Annotated in this window: 23 protein-coding genes; all 23 read left to right on the top strand. The window is 40.9% G+C overall.

All coding sequences use genetic code 11. The features are described from left to right. Nucleotides 1–69: 69 nt before the first annotated feature. The 23 genes from EHQ64_RS15195 (at nucleotide 70) to EHQ64_RS15085 (ending at nucleotide 20,444) form a co-directional block, all read left to right on the top strand. A complete protein-coding gene (locus EHQ64_RS15195) occupies nucleotides 70–1,686 on the top strand; it encodes a CTP synthase (protein WP_135650656.1) in 1,617 nt (538 codons plus the stop codon). Then, nucleotides 1,687–2,538 (top strand): 3-deoxy-8-phosphooctulonate synthase, encoded by an 852-nt coding sequence (gene kdsA / locus EHQ64_RS15190; protein ID WP_135650655.1) that lies wholly within the window; start codon nucleotides 1,687–1,689, stop codon nucleotides 2,536–2,538. Nucleotides 2,539–2,571: 33 nt separating this feature from the next. Then, on the top strand, nucleotides 2,572–3,180 hold the full coding sequence (gene lptC, locus EHQ64_RS15185; RefSeq protein ID WP_425460442.1) for an LPS export ABC transporter periplasmic protein LptC: 609 nt from the start codon (nucleotides 2,572–2,574) through the stop codon (nucleotides 3,178–3,180). After that, nucleotides 3,177–4,511, top strand: a complete 1,335-nt coding sequence (locus tag EHQ64_RS15180) for an LptA/OstA family protein (protein WP_135650653.1) — start codon at nucleotides 3,177–3,179, stop codon at nucleotides 4,509–4,511. Before lptC ends, EHQ64_RS15180 begins: the two co-directional genes overlap by 4 nt. Nucleotides 4,512–4,520: 9 nt before the next feature. Next, nucleotides 4,521–5,246: an LPS export ABC transporter ATP-binding protein gene (lptB, locus tag EHQ64_RS15175; RefSeq protein ID WP_135650652.1), complete on the top strand. Its 726-nt coding sequence runs from the start codon at nucleotides 4,521–4,523 to the stop codon at nucleotides 5,244–5,246. Further along, entirely contained in the window at nucleotides 5,243–6,679 is a 1,437-nt protein-coding gene (gene rpoN, locus EHQ64_RS15170) for an RNA polymerase factor sigma-54 (protein WP_135650651.1), read from the top strand. The genes lptB and rpoN overlap by 4 nt, the downstream gene beginning before the upstream one ends. A gap of 3 nt (nucleotides 6,680–6,682) precedes the next feature. Next, on the top strand, nucleotides 6,683–7,645 hold the full coding sequence (gene hprK, locus EHQ64_RS15165; protein ID WP_135650650.1) for an HPr(Ser) kinase/phosphatase: 963 nt from the start codon (nucleotides 6,683–6,685) through the stop codon (nucleotides 7,643–7,645). Then, nucleotides 7,620–7,886 carry an HPr family phosphocarrier protein gene (locus EHQ64_RS15160; RefSeq protein WP_210410876.1) on the top strand — a complete coding sequence of 89 codons (267 nt, stop codon included), beginning with the start codon at nucleotides 7,620–7,622 and terminating at the stop codon, nucleotides 7,884–7,886. Before hprK ends, EHQ64_RS15160 begins: the two co-directional genes overlap by 26 nt. Next, a complete protein-coding gene (locus tag EHQ64_RS15155) occupies nucleotides 7,883–9,676 on the top strand; it encodes an LIC_11548 family sensor histidine kinase (protein ID WP_135650649.1) in 1,794 nt (597 codons plus the stop codon). Before EHQ64_RS15160 ends, EHQ64_RS15155 begins: the two co-directional genes overlap by 4 nt. Further along, on the top strand, nucleotides 9,677–11,020 hold the full coding sequence (locus tag EHQ64_RS15150) for a sigma-54-dependent transcriptional regulator (RefSeq protein ID WP_135650648.1): 1,344 nt from the start codon (nucleotides 9,677–9,679) through the stop codon (nucleotides 11,018–11,020). Then, nucleotides 11,013–11,858, top strand: coding sequence for a hypothetical protein (locus tag EHQ64_RS15145; protein WP_135650647.1), 846 nt, complete (start codon nucleotides 11,013–11,015; stop codon nucleotides 11,856–11,858). The genes EHQ64_RS15150 and EHQ64_RS15145 overlap by 8 nt, the downstream gene beginning before the upstream one ends. After that, a complete protein-coding gene (gene priA / locus EHQ64_RS15140) occupies nucleotides 11,855–13,798 on the top strand; it encodes a replication restart helicase PriA (RefSeq protein WP_135650646.1) in 1,944 nt (647 codons plus the stop codon). Before EHQ64_RS15145 ends, priA begins: the two co-directional genes overlap by 4 nt. Beyond that, nucleotides 13,798–14,742 (top strand): methionyl-tRNA formyltransferase, encoded by a 945-nt coding sequence (gene fmt, locus EHQ64_RS15135; RefSeq protein WP_135650645.1) that lies wholly within the window; start codon nucleotides 13,798–13,800, stop codon nucleotides 14,740–14,742. Before priA ends, fmt begins: the two co-directional genes overlap by 1 nt. Then, a complete protein-coding gene (locus EHQ64_RS15130) occupies nucleotides 14,739–15,743 on the top strand; it encodes a PASTA domain-containing protein (protein ID WP_135650644.1) in 1,005 nt (334 codons plus the stop codon). Before fmt ends, EHQ64_RS15130 begins: the two co-directional genes overlap by 4 nt. Then, on the top strand, nucleotides 15,740–16,387 hold the full coding sequence (gene rpe / locus EHQ64_RS15125; protein WP_135650643.1) for a ribulose-phosphate 3-epimerase: 648 nt from the start codon (nucleotides 15,740–15,742) through the stop codon (nucleotides 16,385–16,387). Before EHQ64_RS15130 ends, rpe begins: the two co-directional genes overlap by 4 nt. 102 nt (nucleotides 16,388–16,489) lie before the next feature. Next, the gene (gene rpsP, locus EHQ64_RS15120) at nucleotides 16,490–16,756 is read left to right on the top strand and encodes a 30S ribosomal protein S16 (RefSeq protein WP_135650642.1); all 267 of its coding nucleotides are present in this window, start codon (nucleotides 16,490–16,492) and stop codon (nucleotides 16,754–16,756) included. Next, nucleotides 16,756–16,986 (top strand): KH domain-containing protein, encoded by a 231-nt coding sequence (locus EHQ64_RS15115; protein ID WP_100705842.1) that lies wholly within the window; start codon nucleotides 16,756–16,758, stop codon nucleotides 16,984–16,986. The genes rpsP and EHQ64_RS15115 overlap by 1 nt, the downstream gene beginning before the upstream one ends. Beyond that, entirely contained in the window at nucleotides 16,979–17,497 is a 519-nt protein-coding gene (gene rimM / locus EHQ64_RS15110) for a ribosome maturation factor RimM (RefSeq protein WP_135650641.1), read from the top strand. The genes EHQ64_RS15115 and rimM overlap by 8 nt, the downstream gene beginning before the upstream one ends. Continuing rightward, nucleotides 17,487–18,155: a tRNA (guanosine(37)-N1)-methyltransferase TrmD gene (trmD, locus tag EHQ64_RS15105; RefSeq protein ID WP_135650640.1), complete on the top strand. Its 669-nt coding sequence runs from the start codon at nucleotides 17,487–17,489 to the stop codon at nucleotides 18,153–18,155. Before rimM ends, trmD begins: the two co-directional genes overlap by 11 nt. After that, nucleotides 18,152–18,580 (top strand): 50S ribosomal protein L19, encoded by a 429-nt coding sequence (rplS, locus tag EHQ64_RS15100; protein WP_135650639.1) that lies wholly within the window; start codon nucleotides 18,152–18,154, stop codon nucleotides 18,578–18,580. Before trmD ends, rplS begins: the two co-directional genes overlap by 4 nt. Nucleotides 18,581–18,725: 145 nt before the next feature. Continuing rightward, nucleotides 18,726–19,418 (top strand): ribonuclease HII, encoded by a 693-nt coding sequence (locus tag EHQ64_RS15095; protein ID WP_135650638.1) that lies wholly within the window; start codon nucleotides 18,726–18,728, stop codon nucleotides 19,416–19,418. Beyond that, the gene (locus EHQ64_RS15090) at nucleotides 19,387–20,193 is read left to right on the top strand and encodes a hypothetical protein (RefSeq protein ID WP_135650637.1); all 807 of its coding nucleotides are present in this window, start codon (nucleotides 19,387–19,389) and stop codon (nucleotides 20,191–20,193) included. The genes EHQ64_RS15095 and EHQ64_RS15090 overlap by 32 nt, the downstream gene beginning before the upstream one ends. Then, entirely contained in the window at nucleotides 20,181–20,444 is a 264-nt protein-coding gene (locus EHQ64_RS15085) for an EscU/YscU/HrcU family type III secretion system export apparatus switch protein (protein WP_210410875.1), read from the top strand. Before EHQ64_RS15090 ends, EHQ64_RS15085 begins: the two co-directional genes overlap by 13 nt. Nucleotides 20,445–20,452: the final 8 nt, after the last annotated feature.

The following is a 20,452-nucleotide window of genomic DNA, read 5'->3' as shown; positions in this document are numbered from 1 at the left end:
TTCTCCGAAATTCCGAGTTGGATTTTCCGAGACTGAAGAAAACTCTGTTCAGCAAGGTAGGAGATCGGTTTGTCCAAAACTAAATTTATTTTCGTGACCGGAGGAGTTTGTTCCTCCTTGGGAAAGGGAGTGTCCGCAGCAGCCCTGGGATGCCTTTTAGAAAGTAGGGGTTATACCGTTTCCCTTCAAAAAATGGATCCGTACATCAATATCGATCCGGGAACTATGAGCCCTTACCAACATGGTGAGGTTTATGTAACCGAGGACGGAGCAGAAACGGATCTGGACTTAGGATATTACGAAAGATTTACTAAATCCAAGTTCACTCGCAAAAATTCGGTCTCAACAGGACAAATTTATAATACTGTTATCCAAAGAGAAAGAAAAGGGGATTATCTAGGACGAACTGTCCAAGTAGTTCCTCATATCACGAATGAGATCCGGAATAGAATTTATACATTAGCAAGAGAGAATGCAACTGACTTCGTGATCGTTGAGATTGGTGGGACTGTAGGTGACATCGAATCCATTCCGTTTTTGGAAGCGATCCGTCAGATGAGATACGAGCATGGCCCTTCTCAAGTGTTATTCATTCATGTTACCTTAGTTCCTACAATCACTGTAGCCGGAGAAGCGAAAACAAAACCTACTCAGCACTCCGTAAAAGAACTTTTAGCACTCGGGATCCAACCGGATATCCTGATCTGTAGGGTCAATCAACCGATGCCGAAAGAGATGAAAGGAAAAATCTCCTCCTTCTGTAACGTGAAAGAAGAAAACGTGATCTCCGCTTCCGATATCAGCACTTCCATTTACGAAATTCCAAAAATGTATAAGGAAGAAAAATTGGATCAGGTCGTTCTAAAAACTCTAGGACTAGAACTTGGAAAATCCAATTTTACGGAATGGGAGAAGATCATAAAAAGTCTTCAATCCGCAAAACAAACCGTCCAGATCGCTGTTGTAGGAAAGTATATTTCCCTTCACGACGCATATAGATCCGTTTATGAAAGTTTATCCCATGGTGGAATTGCAAACGAAGCCAATGTGGAATTTATCAAAGTAGATCCTGAAAAACTGGATAAAACAAATGTGAAGGATGTTTTAAAATCCGCTCATGGTGTTTTAGTTCCGGGAGGTTTCGGAGATAGAGGGATCGAAGGTAAGATCGCAGCGATCCAATATGCGAGAACAAAAGGGATCCCATTTTTCGGGATCTGTCTCGGGATGCAATGTGCTGTGATCGAATACGCAAGAAACGTTTTAGGAATGAAGGATGCGAATTCTACGGAGTTCAGACCTGATTCTCCGGATCCTGTAATTTCTTTGATCGAAGAGCAAATGGACATAGATCAAATGGGCGGAACAATGCGCCTAGGATCTTATCCTTGTAAGATCAAAAAGAATACATTAGCGTTCAACGAATACAAACAAGAACTCATCTACGAAAGACATAGACATAGATTCGAATTCACAAACAAATACAAACCTAAATTCGAAGAGAAAGGGATGGTTCTTTCAGGGATCTCTCCTGACGAAAACCTGATTGAAATCGTGGAAATTCCTGAACATCCTTGGTTTATCGGAGTGCAATTCCATCCGGAATTTACCGGAAAACCAACTAAACCGCATCCATTATTCGCCGGTTTCATCCGAGCAGCGGTCAAATTTTCTAGGAAGGCTTAAGTGAGCGATAAAACTGCCCAAGAAAGGGATTTTTTAAGCGGTAAGAAGATCGGAGGAAAGAATCCATTCTTCCTCATCGCAGGTCCTTGTGTAATGGAAAACAGGGATCTACTAGATAGAGTTTGCGCTGAAATGGTGGAAATCACAACAGAGCTTGGGATCCCATATGTTTTCAAAAGTAGTTTCGATAAAGCAAACCGTTCCTCCGTCACTTCTTATCGTGGCCCTGGAATTGTAGAAGGTGTAAAAAACCTGGAGTTCATTAAACAAAAATATAATGTTCCTGTTTTAACCGATATTCATGAGACTTCTCAAGTTGGCCCGCTCAAAGACGTGATCGATATGTACCAAATCCCTGCATTCTTAAGCAGACAAACCGATCTGATCGCAGAATCCGCTAAAACCGGAAAATGGGTGAACGTTAAAAAAGGTCAATTTTTAGCTCCTTCCGATTGTAGACATATCAAAACTAAGATCCAAGAATCCGGTTCCGAAAAATACATGGTAACTGAAAGAGGGACTACATTCGGTTACGGAAATCTTGTATTCGATGGAAGAACTGTCCCTATATTACATAGTTATGATATTCCAGTCGTTTTCGACGCGACTCACTCCGCACAATTGCCGGGTGCTGCAGGAAATATCACAGGTGGACAAAGAGAATATATTCCGAGTATGACCAGAAGTGCAGTTGCACTCGGGATAGAAGGTATTTTTATGGAAGTGCATCCTGATCCTTCAAAGGCACTTTCAGATGCTACCACTCAGTATCCATTATCCGAAATCAAATCTCTATTAAAGGAATTGGTAGGTTTAGATCGTTACGTAAAACAGGAAATTCTAAACCGCTAATCGATTAGGAACTTGTATTTACGCATTCTTCAGCTGCTAAAACTAGATCCGGAAACCGTTCAGAAATACGGACCGGGTCTAGGAGTGGGCATCGGTATCTTAATTCTGATCTTCTTCTTTTATTCAGGAGGAAAATCGGACGCTAAATATACTCGTGTAGAAGAAGAAAAAGAGAAAGGATCTACGGTCTCTTTTAAAAATTTTCAAAAAGATCAGTACGACGGAAATGGGACCGTATTATGGAAATTAAAAGCGCAAGAAGCATATCTTTACGCTGACGAAAAAAGATATGTTTTGTACGGGATCGACTTCGACCAATACGAGGATGGAAAATTTAAATCCAAACTCACCGGAGAAAAGGGAGAGATCAACCAATCCAAAAAATTAATGAAACTAACAGGGAATATTCTTCTCAAAACGGAAGAGCATAGGACCCTGAGAGCCAAGTCCTTGGATTATAATGACGAAACAAAAGAATTAAGTTCCAACGAAGAAGTGGTCATTGACGCTAATGGAACTCATATCAGAGGAATAGGCTTAAGAGCAGATAAGGATCTGAATAAATTCACTATCTTAAGGCCAAGCGCAATTACACAAGGAGGAGCAAATCCTCTAAATTCTTCTTCTCCTAAAAATAAATGAAACATATACGATCTGTACTCATTCTATTTCTATTATTTCCATTTCAAGTCGTGGATACACATTCTAGACCTCCCTTATTATTTTCAGCAGAAACATTGGACCCGAAATCTTTTCAAGGGATTGGAGAAGCTGACCCGAAACGGAAGGAAAGTTTTCCAACGTATTGGGGAGCGAATGCGCTCACACAAGAAGATAGAGAAGTCCAAGGTCTGAAAGTCACTATCTTCAGCTTAGAAGGCGGAGCCTGGATCCAACATAAAAAAGTAAAATTAGGAGCGAATCGGATCGAGGTCTTCGGTAAAGAGGCATATAAGGCTTTTCTAAAGAACGGAGTTCATATAGAAGACCAGGAAAACGGGACCGTAATGAGAGCAGGAGTAGGAGAATATGATAAATATTCCGAAATGGTCTATATCAAAGAAAGACCGAGACTCACATTTAGGGACAAGACAGGAAAGACAACGGTCATTTCTGCAAAACAAATAGATAGAGAACTAAATACCAAGATCACAAAACTGCATGGGGGAGTGATCGTGAACCACCCGGAGATCACGATCTTCTGTGCCGAGGCGGTATTTAACGAATCGGAACATTTGATCACTACCGATCCGAATCCGATCTTACTTTCTAAAAGTAGATATTTAAGCGGTAAAAAACTTTCATTTTATACAAATGAAAGTCGTATCTTGTTGGAAGAAAACACAGTATTATTCCAAACTTCAGAAGAAACTAAGAAAGATACAAACGGCGAAGAGAAAAAAGAAACGATCTTAACTACCTTAAAAGGAGATAAGATCGAAAGTAAACCGAATGAAGAAAACGATCGGACCGTTACGATCAGTGGAAATGCAACGGTTCTCAGAAAAGATCTGAAGATCATATCCGATACAATCGAATCCGTGGGCAAAGACTCTAGAATCATCAAGGCAAGAAAGAATATTAAAGTCCATGATCGAGAAAATAATCTGATGTTATCCGGTAACATATTCGATTTTTTTCGGAACGAAGACTATATGCATCTTACGGAAGACGGAAAAATGGAATTTTTAGAAAAGAATTCGGACAAGGTCACAAGCACAATCACCGCTCAAGAGTTCGAACGTTTCATGGATAAGAAGGAAACTGTCATTCGAGGAGATATCCGAATCAACTCCAGGTCTACTGAAGCCCAAGGAGAATACGCCACTTATTTTGAAAACGAAGAATCGATGCTTTTAGAAGGAAATCCTAGGATCAATCGAGCCGGTAAGATACTAAGAGCGGGAAAAATCGTCTTTTATCCAAGAGATGGAAGATCAATTCTGACAGAAGGAGTCCATTTAGGAAATTAGGCTTACATAATGGGACAAAGGATCCGATGCCAAAACTTGATCAAAATTTACAATAAGCGTAAGGTTGTAGACGGAGTAAGTTTCGATGTTCGCAAAGGAGAAGTAGTCGGTCTACTAGGACCGAATGGTGCCGGAAAAACTACTTCTTTTTATATGTCCGTCGGATTCGTAAAACCTGATTCAGGACATGTATTCATTGATGACCAAGATGTCACAGAAGCTCCTATGCATGTTCGTGCAAAACTAGGAGTAGGATATCTCGCTCAGGAAGCTTCTATTTTTAGAAAATTAACAGTCGCCGAAAACTTGGAAGCGATCTTAGAAACATTAAATATTTCAAGATCGGAAATCATTCGCAGAAGAGACGAACTACTGTTAGAATTACAAATTATGCGAGTCGCGAACCAAAAAGGTTTTACTCTTTCAGGTGGAGAAAGAAGAAGATGCGAAATCGCGAGAGCCTTAGTCACAAATCCGGATTTTATCCTTCTTGACGAACCGTTCGCAGGGGTTGACCCTATAGCTGTAAAAGATATTCAAACTGTTATAAATAGTTTAAAACAAAAGGGACTAGGAATATTAATCACGGACCATAATGTCCGAGAAACATTAAAGATTACCGATAGAGCCTATATCATGCATAGTGGTAGGATCTTGATCGCAGGTTCACCTAAGGAATTAGTGAACGATAAGGAAGCGAAACGAATGTATTTAGGAGAGGACTTCAAGCTGTGAATCTGAACCATCAGTTAGTACAGAAACAGACACAGAAGCTCGTCATGACGCAGGATCTGCGCCAGTCGATCGAACTTCTGCCTTTGTCTACTCTGGAACTGGCGGATCGTATCAGTGCAGAACTTGTGGAAAATCCTATGTTGGAAGAGGAGGCATCTTCCGAAAGAAGCAAAAGCCCCGAATTATATTCAGTAGATGATCTCAAAAGAAAAGAGAAGAACGATTTTATCAAAAATTCGGATCCGGGCTGGCAAGATTCATTCAGTTTAGATAGACCTCAATCCAGAGGTACCGACGCCTCCGACAGAAATCAAAAATATATCGAATCATCTCCTAACGCGCAATCCCTCTCTGAACATTTACTTTGGCAACTTAGGATCTCTTCTTTAAAAGGGAAAGAAATGGAGATCGCTGAGATCCTGATCTCCATGTTGGATGATAGAGGATTTATTTCTCAGACACAGACGGAACTTGCGACAGAGATCGGAGTATCTACAAAGGCAATTAAGAAAGTTTTGGAGCAGATCCATCAGCTCGACCCTTTAGGGATCGGAGCAGGAAGCATCCAAGAAACATTATATATTCAAGCTAAGATCTTAAAACCGGAAGATACGAATTTACATGATCTGATCCAAAATTATCTAAAAGATCTGGAAAAATTGGATTATAAGGGAATTTCCAAAAAAATGGGACTCCCTGTAGAAGCCATAGAATCCATGGCTGCAGAGATCAAAAAATTAGAACCGTTTCCCGCTACACTATACACTCCTCAAAAACCGGATTATATCGTTCCGGATGTGATCATTCGAGAGATCGAGGGAGAATTTAGTATTCTTCTAAACGACGAGTGGCTTCCTAAATTAAAAATTAATAAAGAGTATAAGGGAATGCTCAAAAAAGGCGGGGGAGCTAAGGATTCTGATAAAGAATATATTTCTACTAAACTAAATTCTGCAGAATGGCTGATCCGTTCCGTAAACCAAAGAAGACAAACCTTATATAGAGTTGTTTCAGCAATCATAGAATTACAAACAGAGTTTTTCAAAAAAGGGGTCCGATTCCTAAAACCTCTTACCCTAAAAGATATCGCAGAAAGATTGGATCTTCACGAATCCACAGTTTCCAGGATCACTTCCAATAAATATGTGCAAACTTCTTGGGGAATTCTGGAATTAAAATGGTTCTTCTCTTCCGGATTAAAATCCAAGAGTTCGGAAGGAGGAATGGAATCTTCCAAAACGATCCATGATATCATTCGTAATTTAGTAAAAGAAGAAGATCCTGAAAATCCACTCTCCGATCAGGATATAGTGGAAAAAATAGAAAGTAAAGGGATTGAGATTGCCAGAAGAACTGTGGCTAAGTATCGTAAGATCTTGAAAATTCTCCCTTCTAACCAGAGAAAAAAAGTAAAATCTTTGGAAGCAAGGTAACTCATGTCCGTTCCAGGAATCAATGTTTCTAATATTTTAAAAGATCATCCAGAACTCGGTCTTCAAATGATCGCAGGAGAAAACGGTCTCCAAAATCGGATCCATAGTTCTGAGATCAACAGACCAGGTTTGTCCTTAACAGGGTTTTATGAAAGTTTTGCTCATGACCGGATCCAAATTTTCGGAAAAGGAGAATGGGCATATATCACTTCTAAGGAAGGGGAAGATCTAGAAAAACTCGCTGCTGAGTTTTTTCACTTCCATCTGAATTGTATTATATTCACCCATGGAAATGTTCCTCCTCCTATCTTTGTGGAATATTGTGATCGTTTAAATATTCCTCTTCTTGGTTCAGACGTTTCTACTCATAAATTCATCACTCTGATCTCACAAATTTTGGATAGAAGTCTCGCACCAAGAACGATGAGACATGGAGTTTTGATCGAAGTATTCGGGATCGGGATCCTTCTATCCGGAAAAAGTGGAGTCGGAAAAAGTGAAACCGCTCTCGAGCTCATAGAAAGAGGACATCGTCTTGTGGCCGACGATATGGTAGAGATCAGAAGACTTTCCGAAAGTTATTTGATCGGGACTTGTTCTGATCTACTCAGACATCATATGGAAATAAGAGGATTAGGAATTCTGAATATTAAAGATATCTTCGGAATAGGTTCCGTAAGAGATCATAAATTAATAGAACTCATTATCCATTTGGAAGAATGGACCGAAGAAAAAGAATTCGATCGGACCGGGCTCGAAAATAGGACGGAAGAAGTTTTGGGAGTGAATATCCCTATGATCAAATTGCCTGTTCGTCCGGGTAGAAATATCCCGATCATCGTAGAAACTGCAGCGATGAACCAAAGATTAAAGAAGCTGGGCAAAAATGCCGCGGCGGAATTCAGCCAAAAATTAAACATTTATCTGCAGCAAGGAAAAGTTGAAAGAAATCCACCTCAAAATTAACGAAAACGGTGCTGGAATGCATGCAAGACCTGCCTCTGTATTTGTGAATTGCGCAGCGAAATATTCCTGCGAAGTTTTAGTTTCCAAAGACGGAGTAGAAGTAAACGGAAAAAGTATCATGGGTCTCATGATGCTCGCACTCGCACCCGGCCAGGAATTTTCCATCAAAACAGAAGGAGTCCAAGAAGAAGAGGCAGCTGCAGCCTTAGCAAAATTGGTGGAAGGCGATTTTGCGATATGAACTGGTTCCCTTTTCGGAACGAAGAAAATCGGTATTATCTTCGAGATCTTTTCATCCTTTCTGGTGTAATCTCTTTATCCGTACTCGCAGCTGAGTTAATTCATTTTAGAAATTCGGCAAATATAGATCTAGTAGATCGGATCCTGATCTATGTTTATTATACTGTTCCTTTAGTCGTTCTATTCTTAATTATCTCCTATTTTTATAGGAATCGTAGGAACTTAGAGACAGGAAGGCTCAAAAGTTCCATTCGTTATAGACTCTCTCTTTCATTTTTGTTCATTGCAATGCTTCCTTCTTTTCCGGTATTTCTTCTTACATCCAACGTGATCGGAAAAGTATTCGAAGGATTTTACGGATTGGATATAGCCCAAGCATTAGAGGCCGGGGATTATTTTGTAAGAAAGGAATTAGACCCCGAGAAAAAGGAATTATTAGAGAAAGCTAAATTTTTCCGAAACCTTGTTCAAAAAGAAAATCCAAATCCGAACCTTCTTACAACTCGAGCAAACGAGCTGGATCTGATCAAAAATCCGAATTATTATGTTGGATGGTATGATAATAAGACTGCAGCCTTAGAAAACAGGGCCTTAAAACTTGTATTTTCTTTGGAAGATTTTACTCCAATTGAATCGGATGGGATCTCTGAAAATCTAGTATTGAACCAGAATTTAGGATTTTATCTTTTAAAGATAGATTCTATAAACTCGGGAAAATTTTTAATTTTAGGAAAACGAGTCTTTCCGGGAGAAGAGGCGAGAGCTTATTCATTCATTAATACAAGGAGGAACTACGTTACTGCAGATCTTGCCAAAGAAAAACTTCCTTATGAAGTAAGACTGACCATCACACTTCTTACGGTTTTTGCATTTTTACTTTCTATATTCTTCTCTTTGGTATTTGCTCGTAAAATCTCAAGGCCAATCATAGATCTTGCAAATGCGACTCAGAAAGTTTCTTTAGGAGATACAGATATTAATCTTCCACTCACGGAAGGAGGGGAGATTGGAGCGTTAGTAGAATCCTTCAACCAAATGGTGAAAGATTTAAAGTCCAAAAACGAAGAGCTCATGCATACCCAAAGGATCGCCGCTTGGAAAGAAGTGGCCCAAAGAATGGCCCATGAGATCAAAAACCCTCTGACCCCGATCCAACTTTCCGCTGAAAGGATCCGAAGGAAATTAAACTCCGAAGTTCCTACAGAATTCCAAGAGATCGTGACTAAAGGAAGTGAGACGATCGTTGGGCAAGTAAAGATCTTAGAACATCTAGTGAATGAATTCTCTGAATTTGCAAGAATGCCTGCACCTAGACTTATAAATCAACATCTCGAGCCTGTACTTTTAGAAAGTGCAAAACTTTTCGAACATACGCCAGGGATCCAGATCGAGTTGAATTTAGTGAAAAACCTACCGGAAATCTTTTTGGACAAAAAACTATTCTTAGGGATCATGAATAATCTTTTCAAAAATGCTGTAGAAGCGATCGAAAAGAGAAAACAAAAAGCTGACTCTAATTTTACCCAAGGAAAAGTTCGAATTTCGACCGTGTTAGAAAAAAGGATCATGAGAAGATCTGTCGTACTTTTTGTAGAGGATAATGGTATCGGTATCACCGCTGATTATAGGTCCAAGGTTTTCGAGCCTTACTATTCTACAAAAGAAGAACATGTATCCGGTATCGGTCTTGCAATCGTGCAAAAAACGGTCATAGATCATAACGGTCATATTTCGGTGGACTCTTCCGAACTAGGCGGATGTAAATTTAGGATAGAACTCCCGGTAGCATAAATGAGAATTTTTATAGTTGATGACGAACCGGAGATCCGCAAATCCCTACAGGATATTTTGCAAGATGAGAATTACGAAGCGGAACAATTCTCTTCCGGAAAAAACTTTCTAAAACATCTAAAGATAGAAAGGCCCAGCCTTGTTTTACTAGATGTTTGGCTCGGAAAAGAAGACGGGCTGAGTGTTCTAGATGAAGTAAAAAAAATTTATCCTACAGTTCCGGTAGTAATGATCTCTGGGCACGGAACTATCGAACTAGCTGTACAAGCTACTAAAAAGGGTGCTCTAAATTTTCTAGAAAAACCTCTTTCAATCGAAAAAGTATTGGAAGCTGTAGAAGAGGCCTTAGTTTATTCCGAAAAATTCGAATCTCCAGAGATCAAACTCGAATATGATGAGATCCTCGGAAATTCTCCTGCAATCCAAAAAGTAAAATTTTCCATCGCCCAAGCTGCAGCTACAAATGCACGAGTTTTCATTTATGGAGAAAACGGCACTGGAAAAGAATTAGTCGCAAAAACTATATTCAAAAACTCAAAAAGAAAAGAACAACCATTCGTAGAAGTCAACTGTGCGGCTCTTCCTGAGGAATTGATAGAATCCGAACTATTCGGATATGTGAAAGGTGCATTTACCGGTGCAACGGATACTAGAATTGGGAAATTCGAAGCTGCAAATGGTGGGACTCTATTCTTAGACGAGATCTGCGATATGTCCCTGGCAACTCAGGCAAAAGTTTTACGTATTCTACAAGAGCAAAGGTTTGAGAAATTAGGAAGCACAGATCAGGTTTCCGTAGATGTTCGGATCATTGCAGCTACCAATATCCCGGTAGAAGAGGCGATCAAAGACGGAAAATTCAGGGAAGATCTTTATTATCGATTGAATGTGATCCCGATCGTAATTCCTCCGTTAAGAGATCGAAAATCGGATATTCCATTGCTCGTAGACCATTATATCAAACATACGATTGCAGAAAACCATCTGCCCCTTAAAATTATTGAGAAAGAAGCAGTATCCATTTTAGAAAATCATTTTTGGCCAGGCAATATCCGCGAATTAAAAAACGTAATAGAAAGACTTTGTATCATGACTGTAAGTGATATCATTCGAGCACAAGACGTAAAAGATTCTATGACCGGTTTCGTAAAGGCAAATGATCTTGTCGAAAAAGGTGATTTCAAAAAAGCGAAGGAAGAATTCGAAAAGCAGTATATTCTGAAAACATTACAGATGAACGAAGGAAATGTTTCCAAAACCTCTAAAACATTAGGAATAGAAAGATCTCATTTGTATCGAAAAATGAAATCCCTTGGGATCCAAGTGGAGGATATCCATGAGTAAATCTGGGGTTTTCAAAGAGCTAAAAGGAATTCTGCAGGATTTCAAATTTTTAGTACAAAACGGAGAATTTCCAATCCTAAGAAGACAAGGAGAAAAAGATCCGGAGGATCTGGATCTAGAATGGAAGGAATCCTGGACCTGGTCTTCTACATCTCAAAAAGAAAGCGGAACAGCTCCGATCCCAGGCATCCAAATGAGGATCCCTCCAAAAAAAGAAGATCGAAATTTCTCCTGTAAATTATGCCCGGACCGTTTGAGTGCGATTCGCCATTTTATCATCCGCGGTAGAAAGAAGATCTTAGTATTACATTACACCGGTGAGACAGTTTCCGGAAAACAATCTTATGTAAAAACTTCTCCTTTGAAAATTTTCAGAAGTTCAGAAGCAGAGGATGTATTCGATAGAATGATCCAAAAAGTTTTCGGATTCACTATGAAAGAATTCTATTACCAAGAATTTCCAGGATGTTTATTCTCCCAGGATCGTTCCACGGAAGATGATTGGAAAAGAAGAACGAATAATTGTAGGATCCAAGTTCAAGAAACCGTTCAAGAAGAAGAGATCCAAGGCATCATTTTACTCGGAGCAGCAGCTCCTCTTCTGTTCGGAAAAGACGAAGCTATAGGACAAATGGGAAAAACATTGGAGTTCCAACCAGGAGTTCCTATGGTCGTACTTCGTTCTCCGGAAGCGATATTGGCCGCAGAACAAAAGAGAAAATCAAGCAAGGCCGATTCTCCCGAATTCCAAGAAGCCAAAAAGAAAGAGATCGAAGTTAAAGAAAGTATCCTATCCCAACTTGGGATCTTTCATCGGGAGATTAAGGAAAAAATTTGATCCAATACGCAGAGATAGCCTTCGATCTTCCTATCTTAGAGGATACATTCACCTACGAGGTCCCACCTGATACAAAAGTAGGGATGAGAGTTGAGGCGAAACTTCGAGGTAGAAAAGAAGAAGGGATCATTTTATCTCTTCATCATAATGAACCAAGCTACGAAGTCTTGCAGGTAGATAAAGTCGTAGATAAAACTCCTGTAATAAATGGGGAACAGATAGAACTCGCATATTGGGTCAAAGATCAGTATCTCGCTTCTCTAGGCGAATGTATACATAAAATGATCCCTGCGGGAAGAAGACATTCCAAAGTAAAATTAACGGAAGATGTAATTCCTTCCGAACCGTTTTCACTAAATGAAGAGCAAAAAAAAGCCTACCAAAACATAAAAGCGGATTTTGGAAAAGATTCCATCCATCTACTTTTCGGGATCACTGGCAGCGGAAAAACGGAAGTATATCTACATTTGATCCGAGACATTCTACAAAACTCGAATAAAGGTGTATTACTCTTAGTTCCAGAGATCGGTTTGACCTACCATATCATCCGAAAATTGGAAGCAGTCTTTCCGGGACAGATCGCACTTTTACATTCCGCATTAAAAGTTTCAGAAAGATTTAAAGCGTATACGGACCTTCTCCAAGGAAAAAAAAGAATCGCGGTCGGAACTAGATCCGCAGTGTTTGCTCCGGTCTCGAACCTAGGACTTGTGATCATAGACGAAGAGCATGACGGTTCTTTTAAGGAACATTCCACGCCAAGGTATCATGCTAGACAGGTTGCATTACAACGTTGCAGACAAAACAAGGCGGTTTTGGTTTTAGGTTCCGCAACCCCTTCTCTAGAAGTATATCATCTTGCAAAAACCGGAAAGATCGGACTACAAGTCTTAACCAAAAGACCAGGTTCTGCAAAACCTCCTACAGTACGGATCGAAGAAAATAAAAAAGACGCGAGACTCATCGGTTCAGAACTTACATTTGCGATCAAACAGAGACTGGATAAAAAAGAACAGGTCATTCTTCTATTAAACAGGAGAGGGTATAGTCCCTTATTATATTCCGAAAAAGAAAAAACTTATATCCCGTGCCCGAATTGTACATCTCATCTTTGTTATCACAAAAAAGGAACCGTCATCTGCCATCTCTGTGGATTTTCGGATTCTCTCCAAAGGCTCGAGACAAAACTAGGAGAAAAACTGGTCATGATGGGAACAGGAACTCAAAAATTAGAGGAGTTCCTACTAGAAACTTTTCCAGGTGCGAAAGTAGAACGATTAGATCAGGATTCCATCCAGGACAAAAGTGTTTTAACCGATGTGATCGGAAGACTTGTGGAGGGAGAGATCGATATCTTAACCGGGACCCAAATGATCTCCAAAGGATTGGATGCCGCGAGGGTCACTCTAGTTGGAGTTTTGAATGCGGGGATCGGACTTGGTCTTCCTGACTTTCGAGCGGGAGAACGAGTCTTTTCACTTCTTACTCAGGTTGCAGGAAGAGCAGGTAGATCCGATCTTGCGGGAGAAGTTCTGATCGAAACAAACACAGTAGATCATCCGATCATTCGTATGGCACTCGACCAAGACTATATTCGTTTTTACGAATCAGAGATCAAAACAAGAGAAGAACTCTTTTATCCTCCATTTTCCAGATTGATCCGGATCTTATCCAGATCCAAAGATGAAACGATTTCCGTTCAAACGATTGAGGCAGTTAATCAAGTCCTAAAAAAATATCTTCCGGAACCGAATACAATTATACTAGGACCTGCGCCTTGTCCTTTCTATAAAATCGATGCGAATTTCAGAAATCATATTCTGATCAAAACAACTGTACAAAACAAATGGAGAGAGATCTTAAAAAAAGAAATTCGAACTCTTAAACTTTCTAAAAACGTTTACCTAGAATTGGATTTTGATCCACTGGATCTTGTCTGATGAAAATCGCATTTTTCGGAACCCCGGAACCTTCTGCCAAACTTTTAGAAGCTCTACTAAAAGAGTCAGGGATCCAAGTCCAATTCGTAGTCACAAATCCGGATCGTCCTAAGGGAAGAAGTAAAACTCTAGTCCCAAGCCCGGTCAAAGAAGCTGCACTCGCTGCAAATCTTCCAGTCTTTCAATTCGAATCCATTAAAAAAGAAAAAGAAAACGCGTTAGAACAGTTTTCCAAATTTGATGCGCAACTCTATGTTGTGTTCGCTTACGGTTCTATTTTGCCGAAAGAAGTTTTTTCCTCTCCTAAATTCGGTTCTATCAATTTACACGGTTCCATTCTACCTGATCTAAGAGGTGCTTCTCCAGTCCAAACCTCTCTCTGGAAAGGTTATACTAAATCCGGGATCAGCATCCAACATTTGGGAGAAAAAATGGACGAGGGGGATATCATCAAGATCCAAGAAGTGGAGATTGATTTGGAAGATGATACCGGAACTCTTATGGAAAAGATTACGCAAGCTGGAATTGAGAGTGTAATCCCTCTTCTAAAAGGGAATAGGGAAAAAGCTTTCGAAGCAATTCCCCAGGATCATTCCAAAGCAACATATTGCACGAAAATCCAGGCAGAAGACAGAGTCTTGGATTTGAAACTTCCCGCAATCGATCTTCATAATCGGATCAGGGCCTTAAGTCCAGACTTGGGCGGATATTGTCGTTTCCGAGAAAAACGGATGGTTTTGTGGAAAACAAGACCTTCCGATTTTTCCGATGGTAAGATTGAGCCTGGCAGATTGAAACGAATGGACAAAAAGGCCCTTCTTTTCCAGTGTGGAGATGGCCGTTTCCTGGAGATCCTTTCCGTACAACCGGAAAATAAAAACAGAATAACTGTGGCGGATTTCTTAAACGGTTTCCGTATTTCGGACGAGGATCGTTTCGAGTGACCAAGGAAGAACTCCGCTCTAAATATCTCCCAGTCGGGGGTTACTTTTTTTTCATCGCATTCGGCTTGGTAGTATTCTTCATAGCCGCATTCTTAGTAGTATTTGTTCGTACTAAAAGCTCTACCATGGTAGTAATGCCTGATATAGTAGGCAAACCGTACAACGAAGTTCATAACGAACTCATGCGTTTACAGTTAAAAGTACGATTAGAATCCAAACGTTATCCTGATAAAACAGACGGGATCATCATCTATCAATCCATTCGACCAGGAAGAGAAGTGGAAGCTGGTTCCAAAGTTTCCGTTACTGTAAACGTAGGCTTGGACAGATTGGACATGCCGAATCTAAAAGGGCAAAGCCTAGTTTCTGCAAAAAATTCCATAGAAAAAGTTCTCTCCGGAGAAACTTACGTTTCCTTAAACTTGGGTGGGATTACCTACATCGAAGTAAAAGAAGGAGAACAGCCAGACACGGTTGTGGATCAAATTCCGGAAGCCGGAAAAAATATCACCGCCGGAGAAAAAGTATTCTTACTCGTTACGAAACCTTCTACCAAGAAAAAAGAAGGAGAGCCTCAAGCGGGTTTGGATTTTAAACCGGGAGATTCTTTCGCATTTGCTCAAAGAGCTTTGGTTCGTGCAAAAATTTCCTCCAAGGCGGAAGTAGTTCCGACTAAATTCCGTCCGGATAATGGAAAGATCGAATCAGTCCAGAAAGTCGGGAACGAATACAAATTTAAAGTATTCTACTTTAAACCGGAAGACAGGGTAGAAAGCGGATACGAAAGTTTTGTTTACGAAGCTCCGGAAAACGGGACTTATACTTTACTCGTAAAAGATCAAAAAGACGAGACCAAGCAGATCGAGATCAGCGCCCCTACGAATTACCAAGAAGGCGAAAAGATCCAAACCGTATTTTACAGAAGTGGAGATGTTACTCTTGTTCTTCTGGACGGGAACGGATCCAAAGTAAAATCCAAAGATTACGAGAACGAATTTTGAAAATCTCCGCTTCTATTTTAGCTACTCAACTTACAGCGCTTGCAAACACAGTCCCAAATTTTAAGAAAGAAGGGATCGATCTAGTTCATATGGATGTGATGGACGGAAATTTCGTCCCACAGATCAGTTTTGGAGAAGCGGTAAATAAAGAGATCAAGGCAATGACCCAGATCCCTTTGGATGTTCATCTCATGGTGGAAAAACCTGAGAATCATGTTCACAAATACTACGAACTCAACCCTTACTGTATTACTTTCCATGCGGAAACCACTCGTTTCGCTATTCGTTTGGCGCAAGAGATCAAGAAAAACGGGATCAAAGTAGGAGTTTCTCTCAATCCAGGAACCCCAGTTTCGGTATTAGAAACACTTCTTCCTTATATCGATCTAGTGCTTATCATGACAGTTGAACCTGGATTCTATGGTCAGAAGTTCGTGGATGGGGGAATGGAGAAGATCAAGAAGGTAAAATCTCTTATCTCGAATTACCCGATCGAACTGGAAGTGGACGGGGGAGTCAATGACACCAATATCCAGGAACTTGCAAAGGCAGGCGTGGATATTTGCGTAGTAGGGGCTGGTTTATTCAAAACCGGGGATCCAAGTGAGAACGGGATCCGTTTAAAAGGTCTAGCAAAGGCCTAGTTCCCATTAAACCTTGACATGCAGGCTTTCTGCGAAATTATGGCGTATTAGGGCAAACTGTACTGCAGTGAGCCATCCTTATTTATACGAAGGAATTTTACTTTGGTTAAGATCAGACTACAAAGAACCGGAGCCAAAAATAACCCTCACTATCGGGTAGTGGCTGCTGATAGCCGTTCCCCTAGAGACGGTAAATTTATTGATATCCTCGGACATTATCACCCTGCAGAGGTGAAAGGTCAGACGACTCTGAATAAAGAGAAAATTCTCGGTTGGCTCACAAAAGGCGCTCAACCTACCGGAACCGTTCTGAACCTCATTAAACATGAGGGAATCTGGGCGGAATATAAACAATCTCTGAAGAAGTAATGGAAGAGCTGATCCGCTATATCGTTACTTCTCTAGTAGATCATCCGGAGGAGATTTCAGTACGTGAAATCGAGGGCGACGAACAAACCGTCCTAGAACTCCGGGTTTCCCCGAAGGATGTGGGGAAAGTGATCGGCAAAAACGGTAGAATCGCCAAATCCTTAAGAGCGATTTTAACTGCTGCTTCCATCAAAGCCGGAAAAAATTTCTCCTTAGAAATTATTGACTAATACTCGTATTCTAAGCGGTCATTTAGGAAAACCCTTCGGACTGAAGGGTTTGATCCGATTGGTCGCAGAAGATAGCGCCGTCCCAGGGCTCAAATTTCCAATCCAGGCCACGCTAGAGTTTCCTTCCAAAGAACCTGTACCTGTTACAATCTTAAAGTCATCTATTCAATCGGGCAAAATCCTTTTACAATTAGAAGGGATCGGAAGCCCGGAAGAAGCTTCATCCTTAACCGGGGGAAAGCTTTATATAGATAGGTCTTATTTTCCCAAATCAAAGGGAGAAGAGTATTATCTATTCGAACTCAAAGGATTGAAGGCATTCTCGGAAGAAGGAAAAGAACTCGGCTGGGAATTGGTGGACATTCTGGAAAACCCGGCCCATTCTATTTTAGTATTTCAAACAAACGATTCAGAGGTCCTTGTCCCATACGTTGAAAAACATGTCGGAAAGGTCTTTTTAGAAGAAGGGAAAATCGTCCTAAAGTCTCCGGAGGATTGGAATGAAATTTAATTTTATTACTCTATTTCCCTCCAAGATCCAATCCTATTTTTCGGAAGGCTTACAAGAGAAGGCGATCCAAAAGGGAGTGTTCTCAGTCAACATAGTGCATCTAAGAGACTTCTCCAATAATAAACATCTAAAGGTAGACGACACTCCTTATGGGGGCGGACCTGGGATGCTCTTAAAAGTTGAGCCAATCGATCTGGCTTTAAAGTCCCTCGGAGAAGATAGAGGACTTGTCATTCTTACTACACCATCCGGAATTCCATTCGATCAGAGTGTCGCGGAGAAACTTTCCAAATCGGAAAAGCCTCTTACATTCATTTCAGGATACTACGAAGGGGTGGATCATCGTGTAACAGAGCATCTTGTTGACATAGAACTGTCCCTTGGAAATTATGTAATTTCAGCCGGAGATTTGGCCAGCCTTTGTATAACAGACGCTGTGTCCAGGCTTTTGCCCGGCTTTTTAGGCGACCAAGGGAGCCTGAATGAAGAATCTCATAACGAAAAGGATATCTTAGAATATCCGCAATATACGAAACCTTCCGAGTATAATGGTTGGAAGGTTCCTGAAATTCTCTTGGGCGGAAACCACGCGGCGATAGAATCTTGGCGCAATGCCAATCGAAAGAAAGTCGACCCTGATATTACGAGGAATATATGAAAGAACTTCTGAAAGGCGGTCAGCCTACCGAAGCCAATCGTACCCTAAATTTTAGCGTAGGGGATACTGTAAAGGTTCACTACAAAATCCAAGAATCCGGTAAAGAAAGGGTTCAGGTATACGAAGGGGTCGTAATCTCTATCTCCAACGGCGGAAATGGAAAATCATTCACCGTTCGTAGGATCTCCTACGATGTGGGTGTAGAAAGAGTTTTCCCTCTTTATTCTCCACGTATCGCAAAGATCGAACTCGTTCGTAAAGGTAAAGTTCGTCGTGCTAAACTCTTCTTCTTAAGAGAACGTTCCGGAAAATCTGCTCGTATTCGCGAGTTGAAAGGCGGAAAAACTCTGGTTGCAGAAGACAGAAAACGTCAAACTGCAGAAGAAGCAAAAGCGGCAGCTGCAGCGGCTCCGGCAGCAGAATAAGAACCTACCCAGATAATTGCGGCGAGTTCTTCGCCGCAAAAACTATCTCCTAAACATCAAATCCATTCCAATCAGAAAAGATTCTCCTTGAAAAAGGAAGGAATCGCTTTTAACTTCTCTTCTAAATCTTATTTAGGGATCTCTTTTGCCGACTGCCAATTTCGAACCGGAAGAGTTGAAGTTCTTCCAAAACTATCTGCCTTGCGGAATAGACGAGGCAGGAAGAGGACCTTATGCGGGGCCACTCTCGGTTGGGCTCGTTTCTTTTACTCCAGAGGTCTTAGAAAAGATCTATTCAGGCGAGCTATTAAAAGGACTGAACGATTCTAAAAAACTTTCCGAATCCAAACGGGACTCTTTGTTCGAGGAGATCCACAAAACCGCGCATACGATCGCTCATGCTTTTTTATCACATCGATATATAGATACCCACGGGATCAATCGTGCAGTATTAGAAGGTATACTGAAATGTTATAGAAAGGGCTCGGAAACACCGATAGAGAATACCGGAAGAAAACTCCTGCTACTTATTGACGGGAATTATAATTTTTCCAAATACAAGGAATCGGAAGAGGTCAAACGCCAGTCTCATTATTATAAAAAAGGGGATTCAAGGATCGCGAGCATTGCTGCTGCTTCTATCATAGCCAAAGTAAAAAGGGATCGATTCATGAAAGGTATCGCATCCAAGTTTCCGGGCTACGGTTTCGAGGCCCACAAAGGATATGGTAGTGCAGGGCATGAAGAGGCCATCCGGAATCTAGGACTTGCCAGAATCCACAGAAGATCTTTCACCAGAAAATTCCATGCTGCCGATCCCACCTCCCAATCCGATTGATAAGAACCAAAATCCTCAGATCCGAAAAACGGATCAGGTCCCGGAATCCCATAAAATTTCCCTATTAATCAATTCTTCCAACAAATTACAAAATCCTGAATTATTCGAAGGAGAATCTAAAGAAGCTCCCTTCTTCAGGGTTTGGGTAAAAGAAGGGACCAAGGATGGAAAAGCAAAACTTATCTGGAACGGACAAACACTGGAAGCGGATACAAAAACCAAACTGCTCACAGGCGAACAATTACTTTTATCTCGAACCTTTTCTGGAGATATTTCTGAATGGAAAATACAGGAAAGGAAACTAACGTTAGAAGAAGACGACTCCAAAGTGCTCACTCCTTTGGAAAAAGGACTGACCGGAATTTTAGAAAAAGTACTACATAAAGAAGATGGTCCGGTTTCGGAAGAGGGTATTTTTTCCTTCCTCAAGAGCTATTTTCCCCATTTCGATTGGAAATCGGATACTCCCTACTTCGAGTGGGAGTGGGAGGGTGGAAATGCTGAAAGTTATCTGGGAGGAAACGACTCGGATCGGATTTTTGTCTTATTTATGGAAACAAAGGACTACGGTTCGAGCCTGTACAGATTTCACTGGAAGAAAGAAGACGCATCGGACCTGATTCTAACCGCCGTTTATACTAGTTCTAAATTGTACTTGCATATAGGTCGGAATCGGAAAAAATTTATGCAGTTCCTGGAAGAATCGGGAGTTCGATTCCAGGATCTCAGGATACAATATAAGCCCTCTTTACAGAGAAGGGAATGGACTGCGTGAAACTCGGAATCGCCCTTAAGTTTACACCGAACGAGAACAAAGGCCCAATGGTACTCGCCAAGGGAGAAGGTTTTTTAGGTGAAAAAATCAAACGTATCGCGAAAAACCACGGAGTACCGATTGTAGAAGATAGGGTCCTAGCGGAAGCGCTTACTCCTGTTCCAATCGGCCAGGAAATTCCGGAAAATTTATACAGGGCGGTAGCGAGTGTGTTTGCTTTCGTACTAAACCAAAAAGCGGAAAGCAACTAAGGGTATTT

The sequence above is a fragment of the Leptospira sarikeiensis genome (genome assembly GCF_004769615.1).
Lineage (GTDB): Bacteria > Spirochaetota > Leptospiria > Leptospirales > Leptospiraceae > Leptospira_B > Leptospira_B sarikeiensis.
Note: the sequence above shows the minus strand (reverse complement) of the source record. Positions and strands in the feature narration are given on the sequence as shown.